The 14,233-nt window shown below is 62.6% G+C and carries 14 protein-coding genes; 11 read left to right on the top strand and 3 right to left on the bottom strand.

The genetic code is table 11. The features are described 5' to 3' along the window. From BLV47_RS21155 to BLV47_RS21115, 9 genes are all read left to right on the top strand, one after another. The gene (locus BLV47_RS21155; RefSeq protein ID WP_092316758.1) at positions 1-825 is read left to right on the top strand and encodes a substrate-binding periplasmic protein; all 825 of its coding nucleotides are present in this window, start codon (positions 1-3) and stop codon (positions 823-825) included. Between the two features lie 9 nt (positions 826-834). Continuing rightward, complete coding sequence (locus BLV47_RS21150) at positions 835-1,191, top strand: DUF4398 domain-containing protein (protein WP_016964456.1); 357 nt, start codon at positions 835-837, stop codon at positions 1,189-1,191. Then, the gene (locus BLV47_RS21145; RefSeq protein WP_092316756.1) at positions 1,188-2,000 is read left to right on the top strand and encodes an OmpA family protein; all 813 of its coding nucleotides are present in this window, start codon (positions 1,188-1,190) and stop codon (positions 1,998-2,000) included. Before BLV47_RS21150 ends, BLV47_RS21145 begins: the two co-directional genes overlap by 4 nt. A 203-nt stretch (positions 2,001-2,203) precedes the next feature. Then, positions 2,204-3,643, top strand: a complete 1,440-nt coding sequence (locus tag BLV47_RS21140; RefSeq protein ID WP_011060145.1) for an aminotransferase-like domain-containing protein — start codon at positions 2,204-2,206, stop codon at positions 3,641-3,643. 76 nt (positions 3,644-3,719) lie between these two features. Beyond that, on the top strand, positions 3,720-4,220 hold the full coding sequence (locus tag BLV47_RS21135; RefSeq protein ID WP_016964985.1) for a hypothetical protein: 501 nt from the start codon (positions 3,720-3,722) through the stop codon (positions 4,218-4,220). A 168-nt stretch (positions 4,221-4,388) separates the two neighbouring features. Then, on the top strand, positions 4,389-4,643 hold the full coding sequence (locus BLV47_RS21130; protein ID WP_082729197.1) for a YkgJ family cysteine cluster protein: 255 nt from the start codon (positions 4,389-4,391) through the stop codon (positions 4,641-4,643). 43 nt (positions 4,644-4,686) lie between these two features. Next, a complete protein-coding gene (locus BLV47_RS21125; protein WP_092316754.1) occupies positions 4,687-5,295 on the top strand; it encodes an START domain-containing protein in 609 nt (202 codons plus the stop codon). A gap of 143 nt (positions 5,296-5,438) precedes the next feature. Continuing rightward, complete coding sequence (locus BLV47_RS21120; RefSeq protein WP_092316752.1) at positions 5,439-5,672, top strand: hypothetical protein; 234 nt, start codon at positions 5,439-5,441, stop codon at positions 5,670-5,672. A gap of 214 nt (positions 5,673-5,886) precedes the next feature. Continuing rightward, the gene (locus tag BLV47_RS21115) at positions 5,887-6,228 is read left to right on the top strand and encodes a ribonuclease E inhibitor RraB (RefSeq protein ID WP_016964989.1); all 342 of its coding nucleotides are present in this window, start codon (positions 5,887-5,889) and stop codon (positions 6,226-6,228) included. Between the two features lie 300 nt (positions 6,229-6,528). On the opposite strand, the gene BLV47_RS21110 is transcribed toward BLV47_RS21115, so the two are convergent. The 3 genes from BLV47_RS21110 to istA all read right to left on the bottom strand — a co-directional run bounded on the left by BLV47_RS21110 (position 6,529) and on the right by istA (position 10,302). After that, complete coding sequence (locus BLV47_RS21110) at positions 6,529-7,335, bottom strand: c-type cytochrome (protein ID WP_092316750.1); 807 nt, start codon at positions 7,333-7,335, stop codon at positions 6,529-6,531. A gap of 644 nt (positions 7,336-7,979) precedes the next feature. After that, entirely contained in the window at positions 7,980-8,729 is a 750-nt protein-coding gene (istB, locus tag BLV47_RS21105) for an IS21-like element IS1474 family helper ATPase IstB (protein ID WP_062838242.1), read from the bottom strand. Beyond that, the gene (gene istA, locus BLV47_RS21100; protein ID WP_062838241.1) at positions 8,617-10,302 is read right to left on the bottom strand and encodes an IS21 family transposase; all 1,686 of its coding nucleotides are present in this window, start codon (positions 10,300-10,302) and stop codon (positions 8,617-8,619) included. The genes istB and istA overlap by 113 nt, the downstream gene beginning before the upstream one ends. Before the next feature lie 464 nt (positions 10,303-10,766). On the opposite strand from istA, the gene BLV47_RS21095 reads away from it, so the two are divergent. Further along, the gene (locus BLV47_RS21095; RefSeq protein ID WP_092316748.1) at positions 10,767-11,972 is read left to right on the top strand and encodes an acetyl-CoA C-acetyltransferase; all 1,206 of its coding nucleotides are present in this window, start codon (positions 10,767-10,769) and stop codon (positions 11,970-11,972) included. A 25-nt stretch (positions 11,973-11,997) separates the two neighbouring features. Further along, positions 11,998-14,142 carry a 3-hydroxyacyl-CoA dehydrogenase NAD-binding domain-containing protein gene (locus BLV47_RS21090; protein WP_092316746.1) on the top strand — a complete coding sequence of 715 codons (2,145 nt, stop codon included), beginning with the start codon at positions 11,998-12,000 and terminating at the stop codon, positions 14,140-14,142. Positions 14,143-14,233: the final 91 nt, after the last annotated feature.

Raw genomic sequence — 14,233 nt, 5'->3', positions numbered from 1 at the left:
ATGGATCTGCACCGCATGGGGGGCTGGGCAGTGCTGTTGAGCCTGGCGTTGTCGCCAGCGCTGTCACTGGCAGCAGGCAAGTGCGAGCGTCTGGTGGTGACCGGCAGCCCGGACGCGCCGCCGTACCTGTGGCAAGACCCGCAGAACCCCAAGCACCTGATGGGGGCCAGCGCCGACCTGCTGCAGCAAGTGGCGGGGGAGCTGGGACTCAAGGTCGAGTTGTTGTACGCCGGCAAACGTTCCGAAGCCCTGGATGAAGTTCGTAGCGGGCGCATGGACCTGCTGGCCGATGCGCCACTGACCTTCAATGAGCTGGAGTCTCTGGACTACATCCACCCGGCGCTGGTGCAGAACGACTATCTGGTGTGGACGCGCAAGGACTCGACCCTGAGCTACACCCAGGTGGCGGACCTTGCCGGTCATCCGGGAGCGGTTTCGGAAAAGGCCCGCTTGACCCAGCCCTTTCAGCTCGTGGCCAAGGAGCACTTGCAACTCAAGCGCCTGCCGAACCTGACCCAGGTCTTCCAGACCTTGCTGCTGGGGGAAGTGGACTATGTCCTGGCACCGCGCTATGCGGGCATGGCCATGGCCCAGTCCCTGGGGATGGCGGCGGATCTGCAGGCGTTTCCCCAGGCCATCGACAAACCGGGACTGTTTCTCGCGCTGTCCCACAACTCCGCCTGCAATGACCCATGGTTGCGCGGACAGCTGGCAAAAAAGATGACAGAATTGCCCGCGTCCGGTCTGACGGAGGCCTTGCTGCAGCGCAATCTGGAGCGCTGGAAGGCCCAGTTGCAGCAACCCGTCAGCAGCCCAAAACCGTAGGAATCACGTGTGACTATTCGACCTCTTTTCCCTGCCCTGGCCCTGTTGGCCATGGCGGGTTGTGCAACCGATCCGGCGCCCACCGAGCAAATGCGCCTCACTGCCCAGGCACTGGAGCAAGCCAAGGCCGTGGGAGCCTCGGCCGAGGCGATGCCTGAGTTGAAACTGGCCGAAGACAAGTTCTCCCGGGCTCAGGGCAATATGCAGGATGAGTCCTACAAGAAGGCGCGGATGCGTGCCGAACAGGCAGAACTGGATGCTCGGCTGGCCGAGGCCAAGGTCCTGACCCAGAAGAGCCAGGAACAGGTGAACGAGCTCAACACCCGCATCACCCGCCTGCGCAAGCAACTGGGAGATGCCCAATGAGCCTGTCGACCCGGATCTTCGGTGGCGCGTTGCTGTTGGCCTGCGCCGGTCTCTATGGTTGTGCCGGCCAGCACAGCGAGGAAGCCCTGCAGCAAGCCGGTGCCGACTTCCAGAAGGTCAAGGAGGACTCCAATGTGTTGCGGATCGCGCCCAAGGACGTGATACGCGCCGGAGAATCCCTGGCCCGTGCCGATCGGCTGTCGACCTACTGGGGCAGCGGTGCCGATGTGGAGCACTATGCCTACCTGAGTCGTCGCTACAGCGAGATTGCCCGGGAGCACACGGATCAGGCGTTGAACCAGGAGCGCGCCGCCAAGCTCGAACTGGAACGACAACGCCTGCAACTGGCCCTGCGTGAGGCCAAACTGTTGAGTGTGCAACAGCAGGGCAAGTGGCTGGAGGAGCAGATCATCAGCCTGGCGACCACCCAGACCGACCGTGGCCTGGTGATGACACTGGGCGACGTGCTGTTTGACACCGGCGAGGCCGAATTGAAGAACTCGGCCAATCGCACTGTGCTCAAGGTGGTGCAGTTTCTGCAACTGAACCCAAAGCGTGTCGTGCGCATTGAGGGCTACACCGACAACACCGGTGAACGTCAGAACAATCTGCAGCTGTCGCGCGATCGAGCCCAGGCCGTGGCAGACGTGTTGGTGGATCTGGGGATCGACGAGAAGCGGATCCAGGTCGAAGGATACGGTGACGACTACCCGGTGGAAGCCAATGCCTCCGAGCGTGGCCGGGCGCAGAACCGGCGGGTGGAGATCGTCTTCTCCGACGAAAAGGGCCAGCTGGGCGCCGCTCGCTGAAACGCCTCTTGTCCCCGAAAAACCCGACGTCCGCTAGGCGTCGGGTTTTTTTATGTCTGCCAAGGTGCTCACAAAAACCCTACAGTTCTACTTTTCACTGCCCGGTGTCCTCGACTATTGTAGGAACTGTCCCAGTACACTTCTAAACTGTGCCGGTATTGTTTCACACAAGAATAAAACGCCGTGAAATCGAGTGCTGTGCCATGACCAATCTCTTGCTCTATCAACGTATCGCTCAGCAGCTGGCTGAGGATATTCGCCGTGGTGTCTACCAGCCGGGGGAGCGCGTGCCGTCGGTACGCAAGATGAGCTCGCAGCTCAACGTCAGCCACGCCACGGTGCTCCAGGCCTATGCCAACCTCGAGGACCAGGGGCTGATCCGCGCGCGTCCCCAGTCCGGTTACTACGTGCACCAGACGCCGGCGCTGACTGCGCCCACGCCGGACATCGCCCGGGTCGAGCGTCCGGGGCTGGTGACCCGCAGCAGCATTATCCAGCAGGTGTTGGTGGAGTCCCGTCGCGAAGGGGTCTTTCCTCTGGGGGCGGCAGTGCCCAGCGTCGACTACCTGCCGGTGCGGGCATTGCACCAGCAATTGGCCAAGGTCACGCGGTTTCACAGCCCACGGGCGTTCAGCTACATGTTCAGTCCCGGCTTCGAGCCACTGCGACGCCAGGTGGCGATTCGCATGCGTGACGCCGGGGTGGTGGTCGACCCTTCGGAAGTAGTGATCACTCACGGATGTGTCGATGCCCTGCAGATGTCGCTGCGGGTCCTGACCCGGCCGGGAGATCTGATTGCCGCGGAATCGCCGACCTATTACGGATTGCTGCAACTGGCGGACTTGCTGGGGCTCAAGGTCATCGAGATTCCCAGCGATCCTTCCACCGGGATGAGCCTCGAAGCGCTGCAACTGGCGGCCAACCAGTGGTCGATCAAGGCCCTGGTCCTGACGACGCGTCTGAGCAACCCCCTGGGCGGCACCATGCCGGAGGAACGGCAGAAGCAGTTGCTGCGTCTGGCATCGGACTTCGATATCCAGGTGGTCGAGGACGATATCTACGGCGAGTTGATGTTCGAGGTAGGGCGCACCAAGGCCCTCAAGGCCTATGACCGCCTGGACCGGGTGATCTACTGCTCGAGTTTCTCCAAGACCCTGTCACCGGGGGTGCGCATCGGCTGGATGATCGCTGGCAAGTACCAGCAGGAGATCCAGCGCCTGCAGACCTTCAGTACTCATTCGGCGTGCAGCGTGACCCAGATGGGCGTTGCGGCGTACCTGGAGAACGGCGGCTATGACCGGCATTTACGCTACATCCGCCAGGAATACCGCAAGAACCTCAGCGCCTTTCAACTGGCGGTGCAGCAGTACTTTCCGGAAGGCACGCAGATTACTCGGCCCAATGGCGGTTTCATTCTCTGGGTCAGCCTGCCTGGGCGGGTCAACACCCAGGAACTGCATGTGCGGGCCCTGCAACAGGGCATCAGCATTGCCCCGGGGTTGATCTTCAGTAACACCGAGCAGTTCAACCACTGCGTGCGGCTCAATTGCGGCACCCCCTGGAATCGTGAGGCCGAGCGGGCCTTGATGACCCTGGGCATGCTCGCCAGCCAGTTGTGCCAGGAGGCAGCCGGCGGTTTTTAAACAATGCGGCCCTGTGCTTGTCATGGGGCTTGCAACAAGCGAGCATAGGAAACCTTTTGTCGATCTACCTGCCTTTATGAATGCCTTTTTTCCTGCCATCTGGTTATCTGCCTGCCTGTTGGGAGTTGTCGCTGTCACGCCTGTCCAGGCAGCCTCGGCCACCGATAAACCGGCTGCCAGCAGCACCCACCCGAGCAAGCCAGCTACCGCCAAGCAGACCTCGGCGAGCAAGGCCAAAGCCCAGGCCAGCGCTGGCAAGAGCAAGCCGGCAAGCAAGAAGGCAGCAGCCAAGCCCAAATCCAAGTGGGCCTATCAAGACATCAAGACGCCGTTGAAGAGCCCCAAGCTGGACCTGAGCCTGCCGCCGGAAATGGTCAAGCATCTGCAACCTGTCGGCAGTGTGCCATTGCCCAAGCGCGAACCTTTGCTGCCGCAGATGTTTGGCGAGAAGCCCAAGGAAAGCAGTCCGTTCCAACTCAATGGTCGCTTGCTGAGCAACGAAATGCAGTTGCAGTTGCGCAATGAGGAGCGTCGTGAAATCGAAGGCGCGGCCCTGGATTTCGAATTCAAGCAGTAAATTCTTCAACCTGTTTGTGACTGGCTGCAGCGACGCTTTGTCGGAGACTGATCAGTCACGCACGGTTGTGCGTCAAATCCGTTCTTTGAGTAATTTTAAACGGCTGTTTTAGCGGTTACTCTTGTCCGGCGTCATTCAACACTATGCTTGTCGCGAGGAGCTTTCGTCATGAAATGCCGTGAAGGTTGTGGCGCCTGCTGCATTGCCCCTTCCATCAGCTCACCGATCCCCGGAATGCCCAATGGCAAGCCGGCGGGAGAACGTTGCCTGCACCTGTCTGTCGAACACCTGTGTGGCTTGTTCGGTAGGCCGGAGCGGCCAGCGGTGTGCGGCGCGTTTCAGGCAGATCCCGAGGTGTGCGGCGAAAGCCGGGAAGATGCCATCCGCTTGCTCGGATGGTGGGAACAAGTGACAGCGGCTTAGAGTGTTCTTAATGAACGGAACTTCAACAATAAGGAATAAGACAATGGGTTCGCTGTATCGAATGGCTGTGCTCTGTGGCTTCACCGTGCTGTTGTCGGCAACGGCCCACGCCGAAGACTGGCAAACGGCGAAGGACGAAGACGGCATCAAGATTTCCTTGAGTGAAGTGGCCGGCTCCAAATACAAGGCCTACCGTGGTGTTACCACCATGAAGACCTCCATCGGCAAGCTGCGTGCATTGCAGGAAGACGTGGTGGGTGCCTGCGCCTGGATCCATGAGTGCAAGACCCAGAAACTGCTCAAGCACGAAGGCGATCAAACCTGGACCTACACCCAGTTCAACACGCCTTGGCCGGTCACTGCGCGTGACTCGGTGCTGCACATCACTACCAGCGAAGCCGCAGACGGCAGCCTGACCCGCAAGCTGGAAGGTGTGCCGACCTACATCCCGGAAGAGAAAGGTTTCGTGCGCGTATCCCAGGTCGAGGGTTACTGGAAGTTCGTGCCCAAAGGTGCCGATCAGGTCGAAGTGACCTATCAGGTGCACACCGAGCCTGGTGGCAGCGTGCCGTCCTGGTTGGCCAACAAGTTCGTGGTGGACGCCCCTTTCAACACCCTGAAGGCGCTCAAGACCCGTGCCGAAAAGCCGTGACCGGCTGACGGTCCAAGGGTTCGATCAAGGCCGCCTCCGAGCGGCCTTTTTCTTGGCTGGCCTGCCCGTGTCGCGGAACGTTTGCCTCTGGCTCAAGGTCGAGATGCTGTAGGCCCACTGACAGGGCTATCGAGGAGGCGCTGATGCAAAAGTGGCAAGTCACTTTCGTGGATGATCATGGTGTCCAGTCCGTCGAGGACTTCGATTGCGAGCAGGAGCCGACGCTGGAGCGGGCCGCGCAGCTGGTTAGGGCCAAGTTGCTGCCGGTCAGTGCCGAACTGGATCTGAATGATCTGGACGGACGTATCGAAGCCCCCACTCTCAAGAGCCTGAAAGAGCAGAACAGCATTCAGATTCTGCGCATCACGCCGATCTAGAGACGACAGAGATTGCTTGCGCAGCTATTTCTGGCGGCGCCCAGACGTTGGCGCTAATCTGCAAACGAGATCAGCAAATTCTTCGCCTAGCTCTGATCTTGTCAGCTCCATGCTTGTTTCCTGACGGCCCGCCCCCGGGTCGTGATGCCGATCACTGTGGTCGGCGAGTCGGGAAGCGCGGAAAGTCTATCCATCGGTTTGAGGAGGACGTTTCATGAGCACAGCCGTTCAAGAAGACCTCAGCAGCAGTGTGCTGCGCCGCATGAAAGAAGGCGGTTTTGATTTTTCACGATTCCATCCCATCGAGTTCTACGCCATTTTTCCGGACGAGGAGCGGGCGCGCAGGGCGGCAGGACAGTTTCGCGGTGAATCCTTGAACGCCCAGGTCAGCGTGCGTGATGACGGCGCCTGGTATCTGGAACTGAGCAAGGTGATGTACGCCACCCATGGCGGCATCGGGGATTTTGAGCAGGACTTCGAGGCCGTGGTCGAGCCTCTGGGCGGCATCATTGAAGGATGGGGGGTGAAGCAGGAGATTCGCGGGCGCCTGGTATAACCCGGCGTCATTGGCATCAAGATCGACAATTGGCTGGCCCTCGGGTCGGCCAATTGCGTTTCAAGGGCGCTCAAAGTTAAAAAAAGCCACCCAAGAGGGTGGCTAAAAGGGAAGACCGGTCAGGAGAGGGAACCGGTCGGGAGAGCCCGGACCCGGTTGTCATCGGCGTCATCAAGGTTGCAGCAGCGACTTCATCAGGCTTGGCGAAGTGTTTGCTCGATGGGCGCGATTATCCGCCGGCCTGGCCGGACCGTGAAATCAACTCTGGCTATCCAGGCGATAGGCAACACCCGGATCAGCTCAAGGCAACTGCTTGCGCCCCGCCATGTGCCGCAGATAGCCCAGCAACAACTCCAGCTCTTGATCCGGCAACACGCTGCTGTCGAACCCGGGCATCTTGGCCTGGGGCCAGTGCCTCAGGCTCTGCGGATCGCGGATGTAGCGCTTGAGAAAGTCGCCACTGAAATACTCGGTAGGGCTGTAGGGAATGTTCAAGTCCGGCCCGAACTGCGAGTCACCGGCGGCATTCAGGCGGTGGCAGGCCAGGCAGTTCTTCTGGAACAGGCTGAAGCCCTGGTTGACCGGATCATTGCTTGCCAGCTTCGGGTCCGGAGCCAGGGCCGGAAAACGCTCCGCCACCGGCGCCAGGCGCTGGATGCGCGCCACCTGGAATGGCCATTGCTCGGGGCTGATATGCCCGGCTTGCGGGTCCGTCCACACCAGGTAGAAAGGCCCGGCGCCGGGTTTGTCCGCGGCGAGTCGAGGCCAGGGTTTGTCCGGGTCTTCGATGGCCAGCCAGGCCTGGGAGCCCTGGGTGTCGAGCAGAGGCGCGGCGTTCAGTTCGGCGGCGAAGCCGTCCAGGGCCACGGCCTGCACATGGTCATCGGTCTTGAGTCCCTTGAGCAGGGCCGCCATGGGCACGGCCCGGTATTGCATGTCGCGGTGGTAGGACACATCGTCCTTGATCTTGATGGTCTGCGCTGCGGGGTGCTTGAGCAGTTCTTCGGTCTGCCAGGTGCGGCTGCCGGAGCCCAGGTCGATCAGCAGTTGGGCGGCGTACAGCGGGCTGCTGGTCAGGAGGGCAGCGCAAAGGAGGAGAGCTTTCAATGGATGGCCGTCGGATCTTCGTCAGTGGGGGAGGCTTCACCGGGCTGCAGGTCTTAGGGTGGCGACACTGGGTCGACCAGGCGTCCCGGAGTTCTTCGTGTTTGGCGTGGTTCAAGATACCGAAATAGTCGCGCTTGGCTAGCGGGTCTTGGCCCTCCCGCACGAGCGGGTCGGTGGCGACATGAATCCTCCTCCTTGCCGTGGCTCAGCAATATGGGCAGACGACAGCGTGCCCCCGGCGAGAACCGGGGGCTGGGTGCTGGTCGGTTGGTCGAGCAACCACGTATCAGCCGATCACTCTGGTGAGGTTCGGCAAGATCAACAGCAATGTGGTTGCGAAGAGGATGAGCCCCGCCTGACGTACTTTCGAATGTTTGAACATGGCTGAATGCCTTTTGTTGTTATTCCTGAGCATCAATGCATGCCGGTCCTGAAGATGATTGTGGGCCGGTTATGTGTCCTTTTTTTGACCTGTCCCGATGCAGAGTCCGTCCGGGACTTCCTACAGTTTCTACCTTAGGGGCCTTGAATCCTCTGGCTTAGATCCAATTTGCGGATTTCGGTGAACGTGACCGAGCGTTTCGCTAATACGTGACCGGTGCTTCCACCCCGGTTGCGCGGGTTCTGGATTGTAATCGCATCGGTCACGATGCGGCTTGTTCCTCGGCTTTTTTTCGGCGCAGCGACTCGCCTTTCATCGTCAGTCGGTAGGCGTTGTGCACCAGGCGGTCGAGGATGGCATCGGCCAGGGTCGGGTCGTTGATCCAGCCGTGCCAGTGCTCGATGGGCAGTTGGCTCGTCAGGATGGTGGAGCGGCTGCCAGCGCGGTCGTCGATCACCTCCAGCAGGTCATGCCGGGCTCCTTCCTCCAGCGGGGCTAGCGCCCAGTCGTCCAGCACCAGGACGTCGACCTTTGCCAGCTGTTGCAGGGTACGGCCGAAGCTGCCGTCGCCATGAGCGATGCGCAGTTGTTCCAGCAGGCGCGGGGTGCGCAGGTACAGGGTGCTATAGCCCTGGCGGCAGGCCTGGTTGCCCAGGGCGCAGGCCAGCCAGGTTTTGCCGGCACCGGTCGGGCCGGTCAGCAGCAGGTTGTGCTGCTGGCGGATCCAGTCGCCACTGGCCAGGGTGGCGATCAGACGCTCGTCCAGGGCGCGTCCGGTGCGGCGGTCGAGATCTTCCAGGCAGGCGTTGGCGTACTTGAGCTTGGCCTTCTTGCGCAGCCGTACCAGGCGCTGGTTGTCACGCCAGGCCAGTTCGCGGTCGAGCAGTAGGCCGAGGCGTTCATCGAAGCTCAGGCTGTGGCTGGCCGGCAGCGTCCATTGCTCTTCCAGGGCGCGGGCCATGCCGTCCAGGCGTAGCTGGTGCAGTTGATTCAGGGTGTGTTGCGGCATCATCGAACAGCTCCTGTTGCGGGGGTTGGTAGTAGTCGGCGCCACGGACGTTCTCGTGGTCGCCGGGTAAGGTCGTTTCGGCGGCACGCTGGGGCAGCGGCTGTTGATCCAGGCCTTGCTGGAGCAGGTTGCGCACGCTGCGCCCGGTGAAGGCGCGCAGGTGTACGGCACGTTCGGCAGCGGCTTCCAGGCGTGCATTGCCATAGCGCCGGGCCAGCGAGAGCAGGCCGAGGCAGGCGCGGTAGCCCATCTCCGGGTGCGGCTTGTGGGTCAGTTGGTGATCGATCAGTTGGCGCGTGTAGGGGCCGATCCGCGCGCCCCAGTCGAGCAGGCGTTGTGGCGTCCATTCGCGATGCGCCTGGTGCGCCGCGGGCATGTGCTCGCGCTGGGTACTGTAAGCGCCGCGTCGCCCCAGCAGCAGGTGGCTGGCCACCCGCCGGTTGCCATGCAGCACTTCCAGGGTGTGTGCCGTCAGTCGCACGTCCACGTTCTGCCGGGCCAGGGCGGAGGGCACGCTGTAGAAGCTGCCATTGACCTCGATGTGGTAGTCGATGCTGACCTTGCAGCGCTTGAAGGTGGCGACCTCGTAGGGATGCACCGGCAGCGCTCGCAAGGCCGGGCGATCCAGGCGCTCGAACCAGTCGCGCCGGCAGCCATCGAGCCGCTTGAACGGGCGCCGATTCAGATCCTCCAGCAGCTCGGCGATGGCCTGGTTAAGCGCATGCAGGCTGAAGAACTGCCGATGGCGCAGCCGCGCCATGATCCAGCGCTCGACCACCTGCACCGCCACCTCGGCCTTGGCCTTGTCCTGAGGCTTGCGTGGCCGTGCCGGCAGGATCACCGTCTGGTAATGACGCGCGCACTCCAGCGTGGCCCGGTTCAGGCCCGGCTCGTAGCGATCCGGCTGGGCGACCAGGGCGCGCGGATTGTCCGGCACAACCATTTCCGGCACGCCGCCAAAGTAGGTCAGAGCCTGGCCCAGCGAGGTCAGCCAGTCCACCTGGGTTTCGCCTGGCGTCGCGCAGGCATAGGTGTAATTCGAGGCGCCCAGGGCGGCGACGAAGATGTGCGCCCGGCGCACTTCGCCGGTGGCCGGGTCGACCACCGGCAGCGTCGGCCCGGCATAGTCGATGAATAGCTTCTCGCCCGCACGGTGCAGCTGACGCATCGAACGTTTGAGCGTCTGGGCGTAGCGCCGGTAGTGCTCGACGAACTGGGTGTAGCGGTAGGTCGGCTGGCCCGCATGCGCGGCGAGATATTCCTCCCACAGCAGCTGCAAGGTCACGCCCTTGCGTCGCAACTCGCGGTGGATGCTCAGCACATCGGGCAGCACTCGCTCACCGCGCGGCTTGTTCGTCGACGTCGGTGCAAACAAGGCGGCCGCCAGCGCGGCCTCGTCCATGGCCACCAGCGCCGGCCAGTCCAGCCCGGCCACCCGCGCCGCCGCGATGTACTTGCTAACCACGCCCTTGGACAGCTGCAAGGCACGGGCAATCTTCTCGTGGGACAAGCCGGCCTCAAACTTGAGGCGCAGACATTCTTTGATGTTTCGCATGGCTACTCGCGGCGCCGCCATCTTCCTCTCCCGAAATCGGTCGAGGATGGCGGCGCATCAGGTCATGCGCAACGAAGGGGAAGGCTTTCGCTAAGTCGTGACCGGCGATTTCGGTAAGCCGTGACCACCTGTTTCGGAACAGGCGGAAAATCGGTCACGTTGCTACCGAAATGAGCGGTCACGCGTTAGCGAAATGACCGGTCACGATCAACCGAAACGGCCGGTCACGGTGCTCCGAAATCCGCATCCAATTCGTATGAAGTTATAGCTGCAATCCCTGAAAACGCTATAAATCCACTGACATACAGGGTGGTCGCCCTTTGGCTAGACAGCTCGCGACCCTTCATCGGGCGATCGCTTAGCTGCCTACCGTTCGTCTGAGCGTCAGCGTCAAGGCGGCTGAGCGCATCGGTCATTGAATCCACGGCTGTCGCGCCTAAGGTGAGGGCTCGACATTTTCCCCTGCACAGCGGTTCGAGGACGTCATGACCCAAGCGTTGATATTCGATGCATTACGCACGCCCCGTGGTAAAGGCAAGGCCGATGGCGCCTTGCACAGCGTGAAACCGGTGAACCTGGTGGGCGGCCTGTTGCGGGCGCTGCAACAGCGTTGCGAACTGGACACCAGCCAGGTGGACGACGTGGTCCTGGGTTGCGTGACGCCCATCGGCGATCAAGGGGCCGATATCGCCAAGACCGCCGTTCAGGCCGCGGATTGGGATGTGAGCGTGGCCGGCGTGCAGATCAATCGCTTCTGCGCCTCGGGGTTGGAGGCGGTCAATCTCGGTGCGATGAAGGTGCGCTCGGGGTTCGAGGAGCTGGTGGTGGTCGGTGGCGTCGAGTCCATGTCCCGGGTGCCCATGGGCAGCGATGGTGGGGCCTGGGTGCTGGACCCGGAAACCAATATGCACAGCCATTTCACCCCCCAGGGCATTGGCGCGGACCTGATCGCGACCCTGGAGGGCTTCTCCCGCGAGGAGGTCGACCGCTTCGCCCTGCAATCCCAGCAGAAGGCGGCCCGGGCCCGGACCAGCGGTGCCTTCGCCAAGTCCCTGGTGCCGGTGCAGGACCAGAACGGCATCGTCTTGCTGGAGCATGACGAGTTCATCCGCGCCGACTCGACCCTGGAAGGCCTGGGCAGCCTCAAGCCGAGTTTCGAAATGATCGGGCAGATGGGCTTCGACGCTACCGCGCTACGGGTCTACAGCCATGTCGAACGCATCAACCACGTGCACACCCCGGGCAACAGTTCGGGCATCGTCGACGGTTCGGCGCTGATGCTCATCGGTTCAGAGGCCAAGGGCCGGGAGCTGGGGCTCAAGCCCCGGGCGCGGATCGTGGCCACGGCGGTCACCAGCACCGACCCCACCATCATGCTCACCGGCCCGGCGCCGGCCACCCGCAAGGCCCTGGCCAAGGCCGGGCTGCGGGTCGAGGACATCGATCTGTTCGAGGTCAACGAAGCCTTTGCCTCGGTGGTGCTCAAGTTCATCAAGGACATGGCCATCGATCCGGCCAGGGTCAACGTCAACGGTGGCGCCATTGCCCTGGGCCATCCGCTGGGCGCCACCGGCTGCGCGATCCTCGGCACCTTGCTCGACGAACTGGAAAGCCGGCGCCAGCGCTACGGCCTGGCGACCCTCTGTGTCGGCGGCGGCATGGGTATCGCCACCATCATCGAACGCCTCTGAGCCCCGTCTTCAAGGAATCATCTTCATGACCGATGCCATCCGTTACGAAAAGGGCCAGGACCAGATCGTCGTCCTGACCATCGATATGCCGGGCCAGAGCGCCAACACCATGAACGAGCTGTACCGCGAGGCCATGGCCGGCGTCGTGGCGCGCCTGCAGGCCGAGCAGCAAGCGATTGCCGGGGTGATCATCACCTCGGCGAAAAAGACCTTCTTTGCCGGCGGCGACCTCAACGAGCTGATCAAGGTCGACAAGCCCCAAGCCAAGGCGTTCTACGACAGGGTGCTGGCCCTCAAGGGCCAGTTGCGGGCTCTGGAAACCCTGGGCAAGCCGGTGGTCGCGGCAATCAATGGCGCTGCCCTGGGCGGCGGCTGGGAAATCTGCCTGGCCTGCCATCACCGGGTGGCCCTGGACGATAAATCGGTACAGATCGGCCTGCCGGAAGTCACCCTGGGCTTGTTGCCCGGCGGCGGTGGGGTGGTGCGTATGGTGCGCATGCTGGGCCTGGAAAAGGCGCTGCCGTATCTGCTGGAAGGCAAGAAAGTGCGCCCGCAGCAGGCGCTGCAAGCTGGTCTGATCGATGCCCTGGCGACGGATCGCGATGAGCTGCTGGCCAAGGCTCGGGCCTGGATCCTCGCCAACCCGGCGGTCCAGCAACCCTGGGATGTGCGCGGTTATCAGATCCCCGGCGGCACGCCGGCCAACCCGAAAGTGGCGCAGATGCTGGCCATCGCCCCGTCGATTCTGCGAGCCAAGACCCAGGGCTGTTTCCCCGCGCCGGAAAAGATCCTGTGCGCCGCGGTCGAAGGCGCACAGGTGGATTTCGCCACCGCGCAACTGATCGAGACTCGCTACTTCACCGAGCTGGCCACCGGCCAGGTGGCGAAGAACATGATTGGCACCTTCTGGTTCCAGCTCAATGAAATCAATGCCGGTGGCTCGCGCCCTCAAGGCATCGCGCCGCAGACCACGAAAAAGCTCGGGGTGCTGGGGGCCGGGATGATGGGGGCGGGGATTGCCTACGTCAGCGCGGTGGCGGGCATCGAGGTGGTGCTCAAGGACATCAGCGTCGAGGCGGCAGAGAAGGGCAAGGCCCACTCGGCGGCGCTGCTGGAGAAAAAGCTGGCGCGCGGACAACTGAGCCGCGAGCAGCGTGACGCGACCCTGGCGCGAATCCGTACCACCGCCGAGGACGCCGACCTGGCCGGTTGCGACCTGATCATCGAGGCTGTGTTCGAGGATCGCGAGCTCAAGGCCAGGGTGTCACGGGCCGCGCAGCAGGTGGTCGGCGGTGAAGCGGTGATTGCCTCCAACACGTCGACCCTGCCCATCACCGGGTTGGCCACGGCGGTGCCGAATCCGGACAAGTTCATCGGCCTGCACTTCTTCAGTCCGGTGGACAAGATGCCCCTGGTGGAGATCATCAAGGGCGCGCAGACCAGCGCCGCGACCCTGGCCCGTGGGTTCGACTTCGTGCTGCAGATCAACAAGACCCCGATCGTGGTCAACGACAGCCGCGGATTCTTCACCTCCCGGGTGTTCGGCACCTTCACCAATGAAGGGATTGCCATGCTCGGCGAAGGCGTTTCGGCGCCGATGATCGAAACCGAGGCGCGCAAGGCCGGGATGCCGGTAGGGCCGCTGGCGATTTCCGATGAAGTCTCCCTGAGCCTGATGAGTCACATCCGTCAGCAGACCGCCAAGGACCTGCAGGCTGAAGGCAAGCCGCCGATCAAGCATCCGGCGTTTGCCGTGATCGACCAGTTGCTCAATGACGACAAGCGTGCGGGCAAGGCCGCTGGTGGCGGTTTCTACGACTACCCGGCCGGCGGCCAGAAGCACTTGTGGCCAGAGTTGCACACGCGCTTCTATCGCGCCGATGGACAGATCTCGCCCCAGGACGTGCGCGACCGCCTGCTGTTCATCCAGGCCATCGAAACCGTGCGTTGCCTGGAGGAGGGGGTGTTGCAGTCCACGGCGGACGCCAATATCGGCTCGATCTTCGGCATCGGTTTCGCTGCCTGGAGCGGCGGCGCCCTGCAGTTCATCAATCAGTACGGGGTGAAGGATTTCGTCGCCCGGGCGCAGTACCTGGCGCAACAATACGGAGAACGATTCGCCCCGCCGACCCTGCTCCTGGAGAAGGCTCGCCAGGGCCAGTGGTTCTGAGGTTGACGGACGCTCAATGAGTGGCCCCGGGGCTTGCCTTGCCGTGGTATTTCAAGGCAGGCTCTGGGCTGTTCATTATTGCCATCACCTT

This window comes from Pseudomonas saponiphila (assembly GCF_900105185.1).
GTDB lineage: Bacteria > Pseudomonadota > Gammaproteobacteria > Pseudomonadales > Pseudomonadaceae > Aquipseudomonas > Aquipseudomonas saponiphila.
Note: the sequence above shows the minus strand (reverse complement) of the source record. Positions and strands in the feature narration are given on the sequence as shown.

What these genes read in the sequence shown, in the direction of transcription:
- BLV47_RS21120 (WP_092316752.1), top strand. Translation starts at nt 5,439, where the DNA reads ATGCAAAAGTGGCAAGTCACTTTCGTGGATGATCATGGTGTCCAGTCC.
- istB (WP_062838242.1), bottom strand. Translation starts at nt 8,729, where the DNA reads ATGATGCCGCAACACACCCTGAATCAACTGCACCAGCTACGCCTGGAC.
- BLV47_RS21125 (WP_092316754.1), top strand. Translation starts at nt 4,687, where the DNA reads ATGGGTTCGCTGTATCGAATGGCTGTGCTCTGTGGCTTCACCGTGCTG.
- BLV47_RS21115 (WP_016964989.1), top strand. Translation starts at nt 5,887, where the DNA reads ATGAGCACAGCCGTTCAAGAAGACCTCAGCAGCAGTGTGCTGCGCCGC.
- istA (WP_062838241.1), bottom strand. Translation starts at nt 10,302, where the DNA reads ATGGCGGCGCCGCGAGTAGCCATGCGAAACATCAAAGAATGTCTGCGC.
- BLV47_RS21140 (WP_011060145.1), top strand. Translation starts at nt 2,204, where the DNA reads ATGACCAATCTCTTGCTCTATCAACGTATCGCTCAGCAGCTGGCTGAG.
- BLV47_RS21095 (WP_092316748.1), top strand. Translation starts at nt 10,767, where the DNA reads ATGACCCAAGCGTTGATATTCGATGCATTACGCACGCCCCGTGGTAAA.
- BLV47_RS21130 (WP_082729197.1), top strand. Translation starts at nt 4,389, where the DNA reads ATGAAATGCCGTGAAGGTTGTGGCGCCTGCTGCATTGCCCCTTCCATC.
- BLV47_RS21090 (WP_092316746.1), top strand. Translation starts at nt 11,998, where the DNA reads ATGACCGATGCCATCCGTTACGAAAAGGGCCAGGACCAGATCGTCGTC.
- BLV47_RS21155 (WP_092316758.1), top strand. Translation starts at nt 1, where the DNA reads ATGGATCTGCACCGCATGGGGGGCTGGGCAGTGCTGTTGAGCCTGGCG.
- BLV47_RS21145 (WP_092316756.1), top strand. Translation starts at nt 1,188, where the DNA reads ATGAGCCTGTCGACCCGGATCTTCGGTGGCGCGTTGCTGTTGGCCTGC.
- BLV47_RS21135 (WP_016964985.1), top strand. Translation starts at nt 3,720, where the DNA reads ATGAATGCCTTTTTTCCTGCCATCTGGTTATCTGCCTGCCTGTTGGGA.